Below are 17259 nucleotides of genomic sequence, written 5' to 3' on the forward strand. Positions count from 1 at the left end.
ATGCGGGTTCTGATCGTGAAAACCTCCTCAATGGGCGATGTGCTGCATACGCTTCCGGCACTGACAGACGCTGCGCGCGCCATGCCGGGCATTCGTTTTGACTGGGTCGTGGAAGAGGGCTTTGCCCAGATCCCCTCCTGGCATGAAAATGTTGAACGGGTGATCCCGGTGGCTATCCGACGCTGGCGCAAAGCCTGGTTCTCCCCAGCGGTAAAGGCGGAGCGACGGGCGTTTCGTCATGCCGTCCAGGCAGAGCAGTATGACGCCATCATCGACGCCCAGGGACTGGTAAAGAGCGCGGCGCTGGTCACCCGCCTCGCACATGGCATAAAACATGGTATGGACTGGCAGAGCGCACGCGAACCGCTGGCAAGCCTGTTCTACAACCGTCGCCATTCGATTGCCAAGCAACAGCACGCGGTGGAACGCACCCGTGAACTGTTTGCGAAAAGCCTGGGGTATGCGAAGCCGAAGACCGAGGGTGATTACGCTATTGCTCGTCATTTCCCCGGCAGCCGCAGTCATGACACGCCCTACGCCGTGTTTTTACATGCCACCACCCGCGACGACAAACACTGGCCGGAAAACCACTGGCGTGACCTGATTGGCCTGCTGGCAAACAGCGGCCTGCAGATCAAACTGCCGTGGGGCGCACCGCACGAGGAGGCCCGCGCGAAACGGCTGGCCGAAGGCTATGATTTTGTGGAGGTACTGCCGCGCATGAGCCTTGAGCGCGTGGCGCAGGTGCTCGCCGGTGCCCGCTGCGTGGTCTCTGTCGACACCGGACTGAGTCACCTGACCGCCGCCCTGGATCGTCCGAACATTACCCTTTACGGCCCCACGGACCCCGGACTTATCGGCGGCTATGGAAAAAATCAATATATCTGCCGCCCGCAACAGTCATCGCAATTAAGTGACCTTGACGCCACGGCGGTTTTTGCACAATTACAGCCTTTGCTGAAAGCAGAGAGTGACTATGTCTGATTTTTTTACGCCGGAACGCCCACCAAAGCGTGTGCTGATCGTTAAGCTACGCCACCACGGGGATGTCCTGCTCACCTCGCCGGTTTTTACCGTGCTGAAAAAAAACTGGCCGGATGTCGAAGTCGACGCGCTGGTCTATGACGATACTCAGGCGATGCTCACCAGCCATCCGTACATCGATCAGGTGCATACCATCGGCCGTAACTGGCGCAAAAAAGGGTGGTTTGAACAGCTTCGCCTCTATCGTGCGCTGCTGAAAAAACTCAAATCACGCCACTACGACGTGCTGATCAATCTGACCGAGCACTGGCATGGTGCACGCCTTGCCCGACGTCTGAAACCGCGCGTCTCCGTCGGCTTTAAGCCGGATAAACGTGGTGGCCTGGCGCGTCGCCGCTGGGTTAAATCGTTTACGACGCTTTACCCGGCAATTCAGGACAACAGCCGTCATATGGTAGAGGTGAACCTGGATGCACTGCGTCGCATTGGTATTCACCCACAGACGGCGGAAGATAAACACACCCTCTTTGTGCCGGGTGAAGCCGCTGAAGCGGTGATTGCAGAGAAGCTGGCCGGTTTTGGCCTCAGCAGTAAGTCCTACATTCTGGTGCACCCCACCTCCCGCTGGATGTTTAAGGCCTGGCAAATCGATGCCCTCGCCGCGACCATTGATAACCTTGCGGCCCGTGGCCTGCCGATTATCCTTTCCGCCGCGCCATCAAAAGACGAGACGGAATACATGGATGCGCTACGGGCGGCGCTCACGCAGCCGGTATTCGATTTAAGCGGTCAGCTGAATCTGAAAGAGCTGGGTGCGCTGATGAAACATGCCCGGATCTACTTTGGTGTCGACTCGATGCCGATGCACCTCGCCAGCGCCGTGGGTACCCCGACCGTGGCAATCTTTGGTCCGACCGGGGCCATTAAATGGGCACCGTGGGGGGTGAATTATCGGGTGATTACCGCCGGATTTACCTGCCAGCCCTGTGGCAAAGCGGGCTGTGGTGACAGCGGTGTCTCTGACTGTATTACCGCCATCACCCCGCAACAGGTGCTGAGCGCCATCGATACTCTGCTGCTGGAATACCCTGCATGAAGCTGGCGATTGTCCGACAAACCTACAACCCCAATGGCGGCGCGGAACGCTTTGTCTCCCGTGCCCTGAACGTGCTCGCGCGCACGACCTCACTGGACGTCACGCTTATCGCCCGTCAGTGGGAGGATGCCGCAGGCTGGCAAACCTTAACCGTCAACCCCCCGTTTCGTAATCGCCTGAGCCGGGAGGCCGGTTTTGCTGACGCGGCTGCGGCGCAGTTTGCCCGCTTCGACATTGTTCAGAGCCATGAGCGTATTCCGGGTGCCACCCTCTTTCGTGCGGGCGATGGCGTGCATGCCACCTGGCTTGAGCAGTATGGTCGCATCCAGTCACCGCTGGCGCGCTGGGCGCAGTCTTTCAGTAAGTATCACCGTTATATTCTGCAGGCTGAAACGACGATGTTTACGCACCCGGCGCTGCGCAGGGTTATCTGTAATTCAAAAATGGTGCGTGATGACATCGCCCGCCGCTTTGCCCTGCCGGACGATAAGCTCACCGTCATCTATAACGGGGTCGATACGGCCCACTTCCATCCGAGGGTGAAAAGCCGATCACAGCGTGACGCGCTGGGCATCCCGACTGATGCACCGGTCCTGGCGTACGTCGGGTCGGGCTTTAGTCGCAAAGGGGTGGCGACGGCGCTGAAGGCGATAGCTGCGCATAATGATGTCTGGCTGCTGGTGGCCGGGCGCGACAAACATGCGCGCAAGTTTGAAAAGCTGGCCCAGACTCTGGGCGTGGCATCCCGCGTGCGTTTTCTGGGGCCGGTGGCCGATGTGCGTGAAGTCTACGGTTCTGCGGACGCGTTAATTCTGCCCACACTCTACGATCCCTTCCCGAACGTCTGCGTCGAAGCACTGGCCTGTGGACTCCCGCTGTTCACCAGCCACGGCTGCGGTGCCGCAGAGTGGATTGAAGAAGGTGTGAACGGCTGGGTATGCGATGCGCTCGACAGTAAAGGCTATCAGAAGGCGATAGCCGCGTGGCTCGACGGCATGAAAAAAGGGGAGGATTATGCGACAGCCGCCCGTGCGACTGCCGAACCTTATACCCTGGAGAGAATGGCAGAAGAGCTACAGGCGCTTTATCGTGATCTGCTGCGCTGAGCAGCATCGGTAAAGACCTTCTCCATTGCCGTAAGCATACATTCACGCGTGAAGTGGGCGCACAGGTACTCATACCCCTGTTGCGCCAGCTTCTCACGTAAATGAGCGTCGCGGTATAGCGTCATAATGGCATTGTACAGCGCTGTCTCGTCGCGCTGGCCAATCAGCAGCCCGGTCTTACCGTTAATGACCGCGTCCCCTGTTCCCCCTGCGTCCGTCGCGATAGTGGCGATACGTGAAGCCAGCGACTGTAATACGCCCTGCGGCAGGCCTTCCATATCATGCGAGGGACTCAGCGCAATATCGAACGCCGGGAAAAAAGACTCCGGATCGCTACGGTGCCCCGTCATGATGACACGCTCCTGTAACCCCAGTTCGATGACCTGCTGCTCCAGCGTGGCTTTGTACGTCCCTTCACCGACGATAACCAGCTTCACCTCAGGGTGTTCAATCCGGGCTAACGCCCGCAGCAGCACGCTGTGCCCTTTATTGGGCCGTAAATGTGAAACGACGCCGAGCAGAAAATCATGCTGGCTGAGGCCGCAACGGGCTCTGGCCGCCTGCTTGTCGGCAGGATGAAAGCGGCCAGTGTCGACGCCGCTTGGCACCGACGTGCTTTGCGCCATCGGCACACCGATATCCGCCATCTGCTGGCGTAACGCTTCTCCCGTGGTCACGATATGCGCACAGGCTTTGCGAAACAGCCAGCGCGTGGTCCAGTTATTGCGCGGGACACCCGACGCATGGCGCGTCCGCACCAGGGGTACGGGCGTGCCGAGCGTGAGATTGGCCAGGGCCACCAGCCAGGTATCGGCAGAATTGTGACTATTTATGACATCAATCGTCGCCCGATTTTCACTAAGCCAGCGACGAAGCGCCTGTAAGTTTTTGAGGTTTTTACGCTTAAGCGGCATCGTTACCACATTGAGTCCCGCCTCGCGTGCCAGTGCATGGAGCGGCGCACTCTCCGGGCAAAGCAGGGTTACCTGATGGCCGCGCTGAATCAACCCGACGGATTCATTGATAATGCGTAATGGCTGCCCGCCCTTGCCACCATCGGCTTCTGTGTGAACGATATGCATATTTTTCCTGTTGTGAGCTAACGGCCTGATTCGCGTAGTATATACTTTGCCAAGAGGACGTAAGTACCCGTTGGCTAAATCGGTTGCAGATTAATCTTGCTTACAAACATTGGCCTTCTGTCAGTTACGCTTCTATGTTAATTTCCACTGTCTTTTAATTCCCGCTTAAACGTGGAATTTCTGAAAGCTTTGCTAAGCAACTGGTAAAGATGCCCATTTCCTTAACCTGTCAAAAAAATATGATAAGTATTCGTAGTATTCTGACGAGTCTTTTAGTCTTTGGTGTGTTGGCATTATGTTTCGTCTGGCCTATTCCCAATGACCAACTTCCCTTTCATCGTAATGGCTTCATTTACCCCGTAATACTGGTCTCCCTGGGTCTTTTCTTTAGTTCACCGTCAGCTAAAAAAAGTCTCGACTTAAATAAAATCAAGTTCGTCCTTATTACGATCTGGGTATTAACTTTCTTCTTGTTGATTAATGGCTTTTTCGTCGCGCCCGATATCAAAGAGATGGTGTCGACCTGGAACGGTCAATGGGTTCGCCCGGTCTTACTGTTTTGCGCAGGTCTGGTGATCCTTCCTGCTATCCAGACCCGTTTCCCGACCTTCTCGGCGGCGAAATTTTTCACGCTGGTGATTTTGTTCTTTTGGGGCGTGATTTGCGTCCACCTGCTGGACACGCTGTGGCTCTACTGGCGTGATGGGGTGATTCACTGGGGTGAAACCCGTATCGTCTTTAACCGCACCCGCATGAGCTTCCAGATCAATATGATAACCGGATTTATTCTGGCGGAGCTTCTGGCGCGCGGTCTGCTGCATCAACGCTTCTTACGTCTTAATACTCCCGTTCTCTCTTTGATTTTGCTGAGCAATCTGCTCTGTACGGCACTGGTCGATACCCGCTGGGGCACCATCGGGCTGGTGGGTAGCCTGTTCTCAACCTTCATTTTGTTGAGCCTGCACAGTATGCGCCGCAGCCGTGTTTTTGTAACCGGCGGGATTCTGGCAGCGATTGTGATGGCTTCCATGCTGTTGGGTTACGCCTCCTGGAAAACCGATCCACGCTGGCAGGGCCTGGAGAGTGATGCGATCGCGGGCTGGAACGCCCCCTTCACCAGTTTTTGCTACAACAAAACGGATGGCATTGAGCCGATCAATGACATGGGGAACCCCATGAACCATTCCAACGGCTGCAGGGCCAGCTTCTTCCATCAGGGATGGAAGCTGGTAGGTGAGCATCCTGCGGGCATTGGCCCTCGCAAAGAGGCCTTCCAGTATGTGCTGCAGCGCGATACTCAGGATAAGCGAATCAATATTCCGCATAGCCACTACGGTCTGATCGAGTTTGGTATTCAGAACGGTGTTGCGGGTATTGCAGGCTGGCTGATTCTGCTCGTCGGATGCTGGCGCATTGGCTGGCAGGAATTCCGCCGGGGTAATACCATGACAGGCATGTTCTTATTGCTGTTTACCGTTGGCTTTTTCTCCAGAACCATGGTCGATCACAATTTAAAAGACCACTATCTGGAGCAATATATGCTGCTGACGGGACTACTCATCGGAATGTGTTCACTACGCCCCCCGAAGAGTCATAATACCCCTGCCTGATTTCTGATGCGCCAGCGCAACGACGCTGGCGCATTTTATCTTTGAAGAACCCTTTACGCGCTGCGCTGTCGAATAACCACCGCAGGGTAAAGCGAGCGTTGAGCGATCGCTGCATCGCCCCGCCTCAATACGGAGAAAGCATGTCTGGAACGCCGCAATTAAGCCTCGTGATTGCCGTCTATAATGGCGAAAATTTTTTGAGCGCTTTTTTTGACAGTATTAAAAGTCAAAACCTGAACAGCCTGGAACTTATCGTTGTTAATGATGGTTCAACCGATAATTCTGCCCACATCATCTCACGTTATGCCAGCGAGTTTGAAAACGTCCAGGTTATCGATCAGGCCAACGGTGGCGTTTCTGCTGCGCGAAATACCGGTCTGGCGGTCGCCCGGGGAGAGTATGTCGCGTTTCCCGATATTGATGATGTTATCTATCCTGGCATGTATCAGCGCCTGCTGGATATTGCCATCGCCGGGCAACTGGACGTCGCTACCTGTAACGGCAACTATGTCTATGATGATGGTCGCCCGTCGAAGAAAATCTTCCCCTCAGATAAGCTTGCCTCCACCGGCGTGCTGGATGGCCCGACCTGGCTACAGATGGCCCTGACCTCTCGCAAATTCCTGCATGTTACCTGGCTGAACATCTACCGCCATGCGTTTATTAAGGCGCAGGGCTTCACGTTCGAGCAGGGTCTGCGTCATCAGGACATACCCTGGACTACTGAGGTGCTGCTGACCGCAAAGCGCGTCCAGTATGTCGATGAGGTCTTTTATGACTATCTGATCCACTCTGCTTCCGTCTCACATACGCCGGGCACAGATGACACGCGGATGCGCTCCTCGCGACATTACATGAAAATCCTGGAGATGCTGGACGCCATCAACAAACGCTACCCGGAGCAGGTGAAACGCGTGCCCGCCTGCCACTGGCAAATCGCCAAAGAGGGGCTTGGCATCCTGCATAGCATCAATAACATTGAAGATTTGTCCAAAAAGCGCGAAATTACGCGCGAACTTTTTGACCGCGGCATCTGGTCAATGATCTGGAATAATGCGCGCGGTTTACGGCAGCGCTGGCGTCTGGGGCGTCGTTACTTCCGTCTTAAAAAACTTGTGAAATAAAGTGGCTATATGAGCAGGATGAAATTACACGTTGTTTCCCGATCCGATTTTATTGAAGCGCATTTTTCCGACTTTCAAGAATTGATTGATCAGGCTATTAATCCCAATGATATTCCGCATCGTTTTTATTGCGGCGGACGCGGTGTATGGACCTTTCAGACCATGCTCAGCCTGAACTATTACTACAACGGCCAGATTGACTGTTCCTGGGGTACTGAATGCCGCCCTGACGCCATAAATTTGATGCACAACGACCATTACGGGTCACGGGTCAAACCCTGGGTGGGCGTCACTGTCGTTGCGCGTGCAGACCGTCCTCCCGTCATTGGCGCGGATTATGTGGTAGAGCAAAACCCTGAAGTGGCAGCGATTCCAGGGCGCATTTTCATTCCAAACTGGCCGCAGCCGGGGGTAAAACCGCGTGAACGTACCGACGAAACGATCAAAACCGTCGCGTTCTTTGGCCGCGTGGACAGCTTCCCGGAGCAGTTTAGTAGTGAAGCCTTCAGGCAACGTCTTGCGGAACAGGGGATCACGCTGCGTATCTCTTTTGATAACTGGACCAACTACCAGGACGTGGATATCTGCATCAGTTTCCGCAAATCACACGACCACAAACTGGCACGTAAACCGGCGAGTAAGTTAATTAATAACTGGCTGGGTAAAACGGTGATGATTTGCGACGACGAACCGTCCTATCGCGCCATTCGTGAAAGCGAGCTGGACTACCTGATTGCTAAGACGCCTGATGAAGCGTTCGAGGCCATCATGAAGCTGAAAAATAACCCGGAGCTGTATCGCCAGATGCGCGCACAGGGTGAAAAACGGCTGCAGGTTTACTCCCGTGAAGCAGTGGCTGCCCGCTGGTATCGCCTTTTTTCCGATATCCAGGAGAAAGGGTTACATAACCGCTCAACGTTTGCCCGCGCCCTGCGCTTTGGCTTCGGTAAAGCTATCCGTCCGCTGACTAAAAAATTCTAAGGCATATCGAGTACCCTAATGTCCACAATATCTATACAGTCAACCCGCTCGTCAGGGAGTAAGCTGGCGCGCACCGTCGTCTTGACGCTTGTTTTTATCGTGCTTTTTTCGTTCTCTGAAATTCTGATTTTACTCAAAGACCACGTTTATCAACCCAAAGCGGACGATATCGCGCTCTATGTGTTGATTTCCCTGCTGGCAGCGGTCAGCGCACGCCACTTCCTGACGCGCCTGCTACTGGCTGTGACCTTCTTTACGCAGATTTCCGAAGCGATTTACTATCAGTTCTATGGTCAGTTTTATGGACCAAGTGAAGTGTGGCTTGCCTTTGTCGAGACCAAAGACATTGCCAGTGGTATCACCGACAGTCTCGGCTCACTGGGCATTTACATTGCAATCATGGTGGTGGCGATGGTGTTTGCCCTCGTCTTCTCCCGTCGCATGGCTCCCGCCTGGGGAAAGTGGCAAACCATGCCGTGCCTGCTGATTATCCTCATCATGTTCGGCGGCCAGTTCTATAAAGCCATTGACGGGCAGATGTACAAATTCAACCCCGATCTGCGCCATTCGCTTTTACGCAATGGTCTGGCCGCCATGAGTTTCAGTAGTGTGCGCCTTATCCCGGAAGCTATTTCAGGTGAAAACCAGACCCTGGCGCACTATGACCCCTATCAGGTTTCGCCCGCCGCGGGTGTGGTATCAGGCAAGTACTCTATTATCCTGGCTATCGGTGAAAGCGTGAACCCGCACCACGTCAGCGCGCTGGGTTATTCGCGTGATACCACGCCGGAGTTAAAAGCGCTGCTGGAGCAATATCACGGCACCGGCCGACTGATTGTTTCCAATGCTGTCTCCACGCGCGTCGCCATTCCGATGCTGGTGAACAACTTACGCGAGCCGGATAACTACGCTGCCTACAAATCAAAGGCGACCAATATCTTTGCCAATGCGAAGAAACAGGGCTACCAGACCGCCTTTATCTCGGCGCAGGGACTGGAAGGGCTGAGCAACTGGATCGGTATTCATGATATTGATTTGTGGGAAGATACCCAGATCCGACCCGCACCGGAAACGGGCGCTGATGTTGTCCTGACGCCCTCCGTTGAGCATGCGAATCTGGACTGGAATAAGCCGTTCCTGATGGTGCTCAACAGCCGTGCTCCCCATATTCCTTATGACCGCAATATTCCGGAAGGCTTCGCAAAATTCTCCACGCCGGCGCTGAGCGATGATGTGGCGCAGAAGAAAAATGAGTATGACGATGCGATTCGCCTTTACGACAAAGAGCTGGCCTCCGCTATCCGTACGGCTATGGCAAAATCCAAACTGCCGGTGCTGGTGTTCATCACCTCAGACCACGGTGAGCGAGTGGGTGACGGTGGGTTATTCGGCCATTCCGTGGTTGAAATGCCCATTGCGCAGGTCCCCTTCCTCTACTTCAGTAACGATCCGGCGTATGCGATGGGGAAAATCAGTGCCCAGCTTCCGCTGAACCATTTCCAGCTGGCAACGCTTATCAACAAGATGCTCGGCTATGATGTCAAAAATCCCAATCTGAAAGATGACAGCTATTTCATTACCGGCGGCGATATTCGCGGCCTTTCTGAACGTATTACCTATCATCTGAACGCCTTACCGGCAGCAGAGCGCTAATTTCTACCGTGAAACGGGCAAACCCTTGCCCGTTTTTTCTGAAACGAACAGATCCTGACTAAACGCATCCGCTAATAGCGCCAAACATATAGCTTTAAGCGGCCTAAATGCTTAGAATTTGCCCGCCGAAACTAAAAAGACGGATTATCGCTTGGAATTGTTGTATACCCTCCTGCTTTACTTCATTCAGCCTCTGGTGTGGTTGCGCCTTTTGCTGCGTAGCCGGAAAGCCCCTGCCTATCGTAAACGCTGGGCTGAACGCTATGGTTTTTGTCGTAACAAAGTGAACCCGGACGGTATCTTGCTGCACTCGGTCTCCGTGGGTGAAACCCTGGCGGCGGTGCCGTTGGTTCGCGCATTGCGCCACCGTTACCCCACCCTGCCGATTACGGTCACGACCATGACGCCGACGGGCTCAGAGCGCGCGCTGTCCGCCTTTGGTAAAGATGTGCATCATGTCTATTTGCCCTATGACCTGCCCTGCGCCATGCGCCGCTTTCTCGATACCGTGCGCCCGAAGCTGGTTATCGTCATGGAAACCGAACTGTGGCCCAATATGATTTCGGCCCTGCACGCCCGCAAAATCCCTCTGGTGATTGCCAACGCCCGGCTTTCTGACCGCTCTGCGAAAGGCTACGGCAAGCTCGGTAAGTTTATGCGCCGCCTGCTCAGTAAAATCACCCTGATGGCGGCCCAGACCCAGGAAGATGGTGATCGCTTCCTGCAGCTTGGCCTGAAGCGTAATCAGCTGGCGGTAACAGGTAGCCTCAAATTTGATATTTCCGTGACGCCAGAACTTGCAGCCCGTGCGATCACGCTTCGCCGCCAGTGGGCACCCCGTCGCAAGGTATGGATTGCAACCAGTACCCACGACGGCGAAGAAACCATTATCCTGCAGGCCCACCGCGCGCTGCTGGAAACTTTCCCCGACTTACTGCTGATTCTGGTGCCGCGTCATCCGGAGCGCTTCCCGGATGCCTGTGACATGGCCCGTAAGGGCGGCTTTAGCTTTATTACCCGCAGCTCAGGTGAAATTCCATCTGGTAGTACTCAGGTGGTGATTGGTGACACCATGGGCGAACTGATGATGCTGTACGGGATTGCTGATATCGCGTTCGTGGGCGGCAGTCTGGTCGAGCGAGGCGGTCACAACCCGCTCGAAGCGGCAGCACACGCACTGCCCGTGCTGATGGGTCCACATACTTTTAATTTCAAAGACATCTGCGCACGCCTGCAGGCTGCTGATGGCCTGATAACCGTCACGGATGCGGCATCGCTCACCAAAGAAATCTCCACGCTGTTAACCGATGAAGACTATCGTTTATGGTGCGGGCGCCATGCCGTTGAAGTGCTGCACCAGAACCAGGGTGCGTTGACGCGTCTGCTCCAGCTTCTGCAACCGTATTTACCGCAACGGAGCCATTAATGTCCCCACGTTTGTCGGTGGTCATGATCGCCAAAAATGCGGCTGACCTGCTGCCGGATTGCCTCGCTTCGGTGGCGTGGGCAGACGAAATCGTGCTGCTCGACTCCGGAAGCGAAGACAATACCGTTGAACTGGCGCGCGCTGCCGGGGCGAAGGTCTTTATTGAGGCTGACTGGCAGGGTTATGGCGTGCAGCGGCAGCGTGCACAACGCTATGCCACTGGCGACTATGTACTGATGATTGATACCGATGAGCGCGTGACGCCGGAACTGGCCAATGCGCTCCGTGCCGCCCTGGCCTCCCCTCACCCTGACGCTGTCTACAGTATCGCCCGCCGTAACTATTTTCTTGGACGCTTTATGCGCCACAGCGGCTGGTACCCCGACCGGGTTATGCGTCTGTATCCGCGTGAACGTTTTCAGTACAACGACAATCGGGTGCATGAATCGCTGGAAACGCAGGGCGCAAAAGTCATTGAGCTTGGCGGCGATCTGTTACATCTGACCTGCCGCGACTTTGCCAGCTTCCAGCGCAAGCAGTTCAATTACGCCACGGCCTGGGCACAGGAACGTCACCATAAGGGTAAGAAAACTTCACTGACCGCTATCTTCGCCCATACGCTGGGGGCGTTTTTCAAAACCCTGGTGCTGCGCGGCGGCATACTGGATGGCAAACAGGGCTGGCTGCTGGCCGTGGTAAATGCGCAGTATACTTTCAACAAATACACCGAGCTGTGGGCGTTAAACCACGGCTACGCTGAGAAGGGTAACGGATGAGCACAAAAGCGATTTATCCCGGTACGTTCGACCCGATCACCAACGGACATATTGATATTGTCGCCCGTGCCGCCACCATGTTTAACGAGGTGGTGCTGGCAATTGCCGCCAGCCCGAGCAAAAAGCCAATGTTTTCGCTTGATGAACGCGTGGCCCTGGCACGAGAGGCAACCCAGCACATTCCCAACGTGACGGTAACCGGATTTGGCGATCTGATGGCCAATTTTGCCCGAGCCCAGCAGGCGAATATTTTAATCCGTGGCCTGCGAGCCGTCGCCGATTTCGAGTATGAGATGCAGCTTGCGCATATGAATCGTCATTTAATGCCGGAGCTGGAGAGTGTGTTTTTAATGCCATCGAAGGAGTGGTCGTTTATCTCCTCCACCCTGGTCAAAGAGGTGGCCCGCCACGCTGGTGATGTCACCCACTTTCTGCCCGAAAATGTGCACCAGGCGCTGATGGAGAAGCTGAAGTAGCGCTTAGCGCCGGGTAGTGGCACAACCTTTACCCGGCCCGTACCTGGCTACTTCTGACACTGCCGGCAATAGAACGTCGCGCGTTGCGCATGTTTTGCTGCCACAACAGGCGTACCGCATACCCGGCAGGGCTCCCCTTTACGACCGTACACCTGCAACTCCTGCGCAAAGTAGCCCGGTTTACCGTCACTTTGCAAAAAGTCCTTCAGCGTCGTTCCGCCCTGCTCTATTGAGCGCAGTAATACTGCTTTAATCACTCGCACCAGCAACTCGTACTCCTCGCGGGAAAGCGAGGAGGCCAGTCGGTCAGGGTGAATACCTGCGGCAAAGAGCGATTCACTGGCGTAGATGTTGCCCACCCCCACCACCAGCCTGTTATCCATCAGCCAGGGTTTAATGGCCGTTTTTTTCTTCGCGCATTTTTGTTGCAGGTAGTCTGCGTTAAACGCATCGCTGAGCGGCTCAGGGCCGAGGTGGGCCAGAACGTTATGGCCTTCCAGCGCTTTGGTCCACAGCCAGGCACCAAAGCGGCGAGGGTCGGTATAGCGCAAAACCTTGCCGTTACTCATCACCAGGTCGACATGGTCATGCTTTTCGGCAGGCAGCTCTTCCGGGAGAATACGCAGACTACCGGACATCCCGAGGTGAATAATTATCCAGCCATCAGGCAGCTCAAGCAGCAGGTACTTCGCACGGCGCTGCACGCTGAGCACGGGCTTGTCGCTCAGGCTATGAATCTCACTGGAAACCGGCCAGCGCAGGCGACCGTTGCGAACAATAGCATGAAGGATGTTGGCACCCACCAGATGCGGCTCAATGCCACGGCGGCTGGTTTCTACCTCTGGTAACTCTGGCATGTTGCATTCTCCGGGTCTGAAAACGCAAAAACCCCGCCGAAGCGAGGTTTTCGTACAAGAAAGCCAAAATTATTTAATTTTTGCTTCTTTGTAAAGAACGTGCTGACGGACAACTGGATCGAACTTTTTCAGTTCCAGTTTTTCCGGCTTAGTACGTTTGTTCTTCGTGGTGGTATAGAAGTGACCAGTACCAGCAGAAGAAACCAGCTTGATTTTCTCACGAATACCTTTAGCCATGATTTATTTCCTCTAAGTACTTAGTACTTTTCGCCACGGGCACGCAGTTCGGTAAGAACTGTATCGATGCCTTTCTTATCAATTACACGCATACCTTTAGCAGATACACGCAGGGTGACAAAACGCTTTTCGCTCTCAACCCAGAAACGGTGAGAGTGCAGGTTAGGCAGGAAACGGCGTTTAGTCGCGTTCAGTGCGTGGGAACGGTTGTTACCGGTCACCGGACGCTTGCCAGTAACTTGGCAGACTCGGGACATGTCTATTCTCCAAAAATCAAATTAGCTCGAGCTTCGTATGGGGTATTGGCGCCTCGTCAGGCTTTCACAGCCTGGTCTGACGGTTCTAAGCGAACTCGTGTAGCCAGGCCCAATTGCCAAACCCGAGATTCTCAAAGGTGGCGTAGTATACGCTGACTCGGCGATGTGCTCAAGTCCCGAACAGACAAAGATCCCGATGGATCGCGCAAAGAGGTTTAAATCCACCCACGTTCCGCGAACGAAACGTACTCTCCACGACCTATCACCAGGTGATCGAGCACACGGATTTCCATGAGCTGACAGCACTTCACCACCTTTTCGGTGACGATTCTATCCGCTTTACTGGGTTCAGCGCTACCCGAAGGATGATTATGTGCAAGGATCACGGCGGCAGCGTTCAATTTCATCGCTTCACGCACTATTTCTCGCGGGTGTACTTCCACCTGGTCTATGGTGCCAGTAAAAAGGCGGCTGTATTTAAGCACCCGGTTACGATTATCCAGAAAGATCGCCATAAAGATCTCGCGCGTTTCCCCCGCCAGCTGACTTTGCAAAAATTCCAGCGTCATTTCCGGGCTGAGCAGCGCCGTCTCTTCCAGCATTTTCACGCTATGAAAACGCCGTGCCAGTTCAGCGATACCTTTTAACTGAGCATATTTCGCCACCCCAATGCCATTCACCTGCCTGAAAGCCTGATAATCGGCGGTCAGCAGCGTATAAAGAGAGCCAAAATGCGTAAGCAGCTCCGTCGCCAGCGCCATCACGGGAATGCCAGGTACGCCGGTGCGTAAAAACAGGGCCAGCAGCTCCACATCCGTTAGCGACTCAACGCCCGAATTCATCATTTTCTCTCGGGGCAGCTTGGGTAAATACACCGATTCCATGTCGACTCCTCCCTTATTGAGCCATGCTGCCACAGGCGCCGTACCGACTCGACAGGGAGAAGAGATCCTTGCGTAGCGCCTCGCAAACCGCAGAACGGGCAAAAACACGACAACGCCAGGATTGTGATAAAATGCCCGCCTTCTGGTGAACTCCAACAGGAAAGAATCATGGTGAGTCTGGCGGGTAAAAAAATCGTTCTCGGTATTAGCGGTGGCATTGCGGCCTATAAAGCACCGGAGCTTGTACGTCGCCTGCGCGATCGCGGTGCCGATGTGCGCGTAGCAATGACTGAAGCGGCGAAAGCGTTTATTACCCCGCTAAGCCTGCAAGCCGTCTCTGGCTACCCCGTGTCTGACAGTCTGCTCGACCCTGCAGCGGAAGCTGCAATGGGCCATATTGAGCTGGGAAAATGGGCAGATCTGGTTATCCTGGCGCCTGCCACCGCCGATCTGATTGCCCGTGTTGCAGCCGGAATGGCCAACGACCTGGTCTCAACAATTTGCCTGGCGACGCCCTCGCCCGTTGCCGTTGTACCTGCGATGAACCAGCAAATGTATCGCGCCACGGCGACTCAACACAATTTAGCGGTCCTCGCGTCGCGTGGCCTTTTAGTCTGGGGTCCGGACAGCGGCAGCCAGGCTTGCGGAGACGTTGGGCCAGGCAGAATGCTGGACCCGTTAACCATCGTCGACATGGCCGCTGCCCACTTCGCGCCCGTCAACGATCTGCAACATCTCAACATCATGATTACCGCAGGCCCAACGCGTGAGCCGCTGGATCCAGTGCGCTATATCACGAATCATAGTTCAGGAAAAATGGGCTTTGCGATTGCCGCCGCCGCTGCCCGTCGTGGTGCCAGAGTGACGCTGATATCCGGGCCGGTCTCCCTGCCCACACCCGCTTTCGTGCAGCGTATTGACGTCACCACTGCGCTGGAAATGGAAGCCGCTGTACAGGCTCTCGTGCAGCAGCAGCAGATTTTTATCGGCTGTGCTGCCGTTGCGGATTACCGTGCTGCGACAGTCGCCGGGGAAAAAATTAAGAAGCAAGGCGATGAATTAACAATAAAAATGGTTAAAAACCCGGACATCGTTGCCGGGGTTGCTGCACTGACCACACACCGCCCCTTTGTCGTTGGGTTTGCCGCCGAAACAAATAATGTGGAAGAATATGCCCGGCAAAAACGTACCCGCAAAAACCTTGATTTAATCTGTGCCAATGATGTTTCTAAGGCTAATCAAGGCTTTAATAGCGATAGTAACGCTTTGCATCTTTTCTGGCAGGATGGCGATAAACCTTTACCGCTAAAGAGCAAGGAACAGTTAGGCCACTTATTACTGGACGAGATCGTTACCCGTTATGATGAAAAAAATCGACGTTAAGATTCTGGACCCGCGTGTTGGTAAGCAATTTCCGCTGCCAACCTATGCCACCGCTGGCTCTGCCGGCCTTGACCTGCGAGCCTGCCTCGATGACGCCGTAGCGTTGGCACCAGGTGAAACTACGCTGCTGCCTACCGGCCTTGCGATTCATATCGCTGACGCTTCGCTTGCGGCCGTTATTCTGCCGCGTTCTGGCCTTGGTCATAAACATGGCATTGTGCTCGGCAATCTGGTCGGCCTGATTGATTCTGACTACCAGGGCCAGTTAATGGTCTCCGTCTGGAACCGTGGTCAGGATAGTTTCACCATTGAACCGGGTGAACGCATCGCGCAAATGGTGTTTGTACCGGTTGTGCAGGCAGAATTTAATCTGGTTGAAGAGTTTGATGCCACGGACCGTGGCGAAGGTGGCTTTGGCCACTCCGGGCGTAAATAAGCAGCCCATTTAACGCATCCCGCGACGCAATAATGTCATAACACTTTCCGCACTCTGGGGTGCGGCCGTCGCGTGGATGTTCGCCTGATAAGCGCGTATTTCAGGGGTATTTTGTAACATGGCAGAAAAACAAACCGCGAAAAGGAATCGTCGCGAAGAAATACTTCAGTCTCTGGCTCTGATGCTTGAATCCAGCGATGGCAGTCAACGCATTACCACGGCAAAACTGGCGGCGTCAGTCGGCGTCTCCGAAGCCGCGTTATACCGACATTTTCCCAGCAAAACTCGTATGTTCGACAGCCTGATCGAGTTTATCGAAGACAGCCTGATGACCCGCATTAACCTGATCATGAAAGATGAAAAGGACACTACCGTACGCCTGCGTCTGATAGTGCAGTTGATTCTGGGGTTCGGAGAGCGAAATCCAGGCCTGACCCGCATTCTGACGGGCCATGCGCTGATGTTTGAACAGGATCGCCTGCAGGGGCGCATCAATCAACTTTTCGAACGCATTGAGTCGCAAATTCGTCAGGTGCTTCGTGAGAAAAAGATGCGTGAAGGCGAAGGTTACACCACTGACGAGAATCTGTTAGCCAGCCAGCTGCTGTCATTTTGTGAAGGCATGCTCTCCCGCTTTGTCCGCAGCGAATTCAAATATCGTCCCACCGATGATTTTGAAGCCCGCTGGCCACTTCTTGCCGCGCAACTGCAATAATTTTCCCCTTCTCATGCAGCCGTCAAAAGCTGCATGACTTCACACGACTATGTGTAAAAGCCCAACCTGATTCGTTATGTTGCCAGATGTTCTGCCAATGAACATCTTTTACCCTTTCTGTGGACTTAGCTTTCTGCCTCATACAAATAAACAGAAAAATCCCCTACGGACATGGA

General features: G+C 54.5%; 18 protein-coding genes. 13 read left to right on the plus strand and 5 right to left on the minus strand.

The genetic code is table 11. The annotated features are described in order from the left end of the window. From rfaC to KXR87_RS16350, 3 genes are read left to right on the plus strand one after another with little or no spacing between them, the layout of a single operon-like run. Complete coding sequence (rfaC, locus tag KXR87_RS16340; RefSeq protein ID WP_437433272.1) at nt 1-984, plus strand: lipopolysaccharide heptosyltransferase RfaC; 984 nt, start codon at nt 1-3, stop codon at nt 982-984. Further along, complete coding sequence (rfaQ, locus tag KXR87_RS16345; RefSeq protein WP_437433273.1) at nt 977-2080, plus strand: putative lipopolysaccharide heptosyltransferase III; 1104 nt, start codon at nt 977-979, stop codon at nt 2078-2080. The genes rfaC and rfaQ overlap by 8 nt, the downstream gene beginning before the upstream one ends. After that, entirely contained in the window at nt 2077-3186 is a 1110-nt protein-coding gene (locus KXR87_RS16350) for a glycosyltransferase family 4 protein (protein ID WP_437433274.1), read from the plus strand. Before rfaQ ends, KXR87_RS16350 begins: the two co-directional genes overlap by 4 nt. Here the strand turns inward: KXR87_RS16350 and KXR87_RS16355 are convergent. Continuing rightward, on the minus strand, nt 3165-4268 hold the full coding sequence (locus KXR87_RS16355) for a glycosyltransferase family 4 protein (RefSeq protein WP_437433275.1): 1104 nt from the start codon (nt 4266-4268) through the stop codon (nt 3165-3167). The two genes, KXR87_RS16350 and KXR87_RS16355, sit on opposite strands and share 22 nt — an antisense overlap. 239 nt (nt 4269-4507) lie before the next feature. Here KXR87_RS16355 and KXR87_RS16360 point away from each other — a divergent pair, with 239 nt between their 5' ends. From KXR87_RS16360 to coaD, 7 genes are all read left to right on the plus strand, one after another. Further along, nucleotides 4508-5878, plus strand: a complete 1371-nt coding sequence (locus tag KXR87_RS16360) for an O-antigen ligase family protein (RefSeq protein ID WP_437433276.1) — start codon at nt 4508-4510, stop codon at nt 5876-5878. Between the two features lie 140 nt (nt 5879-6018). Continuing rightward, nucleotides 6019-7002, plus strand: coding sequence for a glycosyltransferase (locus KXR87_RS16365; protein ID WP_437433277.1), 984 nt, complete (start codon nt 6019-6021; stop codon nt 7000-7002). A gap of 9 nt (nt 7003-7011) precedes the next feature. Further along, complete coding sequence (locus KXR87_RS16370; RefSeq protein WP_437433278.1) at nt 7012-7983, plus strand: glycosyltransferase; 972 nt, start codon at nt 7012-7014, stop codon at nt 7981-7983. An 18-nt stretch (nt 7984-8001) separates the two neighbouring features. Continuing rightward, a complete protein-coding gene (locus KXR87_RS16375; RefSeq protein WP_437433279.1) occupies nt 8002-9636 on the plus strand; it encodes a sulfatase-like hydrolase/transferase in 1635 nt (544 codons plus the stop codon). Between the two features lie 151 nt (nt 9637-9787). After that, a complete protein-coding gene (gene waaA, locus KXR87_RS16380) occupies nt 9788-11062 on the plus strand; it encodes a lipid IV(A) 3-deoxy-D-manno-octulosonic acid transferase (RefSeq protein ID WP_437433280.1) in 1275 nt (424 codons plus the stop codon). Next, nucleotides 11062-11838: a glycosyltransferase family 2 protein gene (locus KXR87_RS16385; protein ID WP_437433281.1), complete on the plus strand. Its 777-nt coding sequence runs from the start codon at nt 11062-11064 to the stop codon at nt 11836-11838. Before waaA ends, KXR87_RS16385 begins: the two co-directional genes overlap by 1 nt. Beyond that, nucleotides 11835-12314: a pantetheine-phosphate adenylyltransferase gene (gene coaD, locus KXR87_RS16390; RefSeq protein WP_437433282.1), complete on the plus strand. Its 480-nt coding sequence runs from the start codon at nt 11835-11837 to the stop codon at nt 12312-12314. Before KXR87_RS16385 ends, coaD begins: the two co-directional genes overlap by 4 nt. A 47-nt stretch (nt 12315-12361) precedes the next feature. Here coaD and mutM read toward each other — a convergent pair whose 3' ends face one another. From mutM to radC, 4 genes are all read right to left on the minus strand, one after another. Next, nucleotides 12362-13171, minus strand: a complete 810-nt coding sequence (mutM, locus tag KXR87_RS16395) for a bifunctional DNA-formamidopyrimidine glycosylase/DNA-(apurinic or apyrimidinic site) lyase (RefSeq protein ID WP_437433283.1) — start codon at nt 13169-13171, stop codon at nt 12362-12364. A gap of 69 nt (nt 13172-13240) precedes the next feature. Continuing rightward, nucleotides 13241-13408 (minus strand): 50S ribosomal protein L33, encoded by a 168-nt coding sequence (gene rpmG / locus KXR87_RS16400; protein ID WP_003024094.1) that lies wholly within the window; start codon nt 13406-13408, stop codon nt 13241-13243. 20 nt (nt 13409-13428) lie between these two features. Further along, on the minus strand, nt 13429-13665 hold the full coding sequence (gene rpmB, locus KXR87_RS16405; protein WP_032198225.1) for a 50S ribosomal protein L28: 237 nt from the start codon (nt 13663-13665) through the stop codon (nt 13429-13431). A gap of 215 nt (nt 13666-13880) precedes the next feature. Beyond that, nucleotides 13881-14549, minus strand: a complete 669-nt coding sequence (gene radC / locus KXR87_RS16410; RefSeq protein WP_437433284.1) for a RadC family protein — start codon at nt 14547-14549, stop codon at nt 13881-13883. A gap of 171 nt (nt 14550-14720) precedes the next feature. Here radC and coaBC point away from each other — a divergent pair, with 171 nt between their 5' ends. The 3 genes from coaBC to slmA all read left to right on the plus strand — a co-directional run bounded on the left by coaBC (nt 14721) and on the right by slmA (nt 17083). Beyond that, the gene (coaBC, locus tag KXR87_RS16415; RefSeq protein WP_437433329.1) at nt 14721-15932 is read left to right on the plus strand and encodes a bifunctional phosphopantothenoylcysteine decarboxylase/phosphopantothenate--cysteine ligase CoaBC; all 1212 of its coding nucleotides are present in this window, start codon (nt 14721-14723) and stop codon (nt 15930-15932) included. Next, complete coding sequence (gene dut / locus KXR87_RS16420) at nt 15910-16368, plus strand: dUTP diphosphatase (protein ID WP_437433285.1); 459 nt, start codon at nt 15910-15912, stop codon at nt 16366-16368. Before coaBC ends, dut begins: the two co-directional genes overlap by 23 nt. A 118-nt stretch (nt 16369-16486) precedes the next feature. Further along, a complete protein-coding gene (gene slmA / locus KXR87_RS16425; protein WP_437433286.1) occupies nt 16487-17083 on the plus strand; it encodes a nucleoid occlusion factor SlmA in 597 nt (198 codons plus the stop codon). Nucleotides 17084-17259: the final 176 nt, after the last annotated feature.

The organism is Yokenella regensburgei, from assembly GCF_051486985.1.
Classification (GTDB): Bacteria; Pseudomonadota; Gammaproteobacteria; order Enterobacterales; family Enterobacteriaceae; genus CBFFRJ01.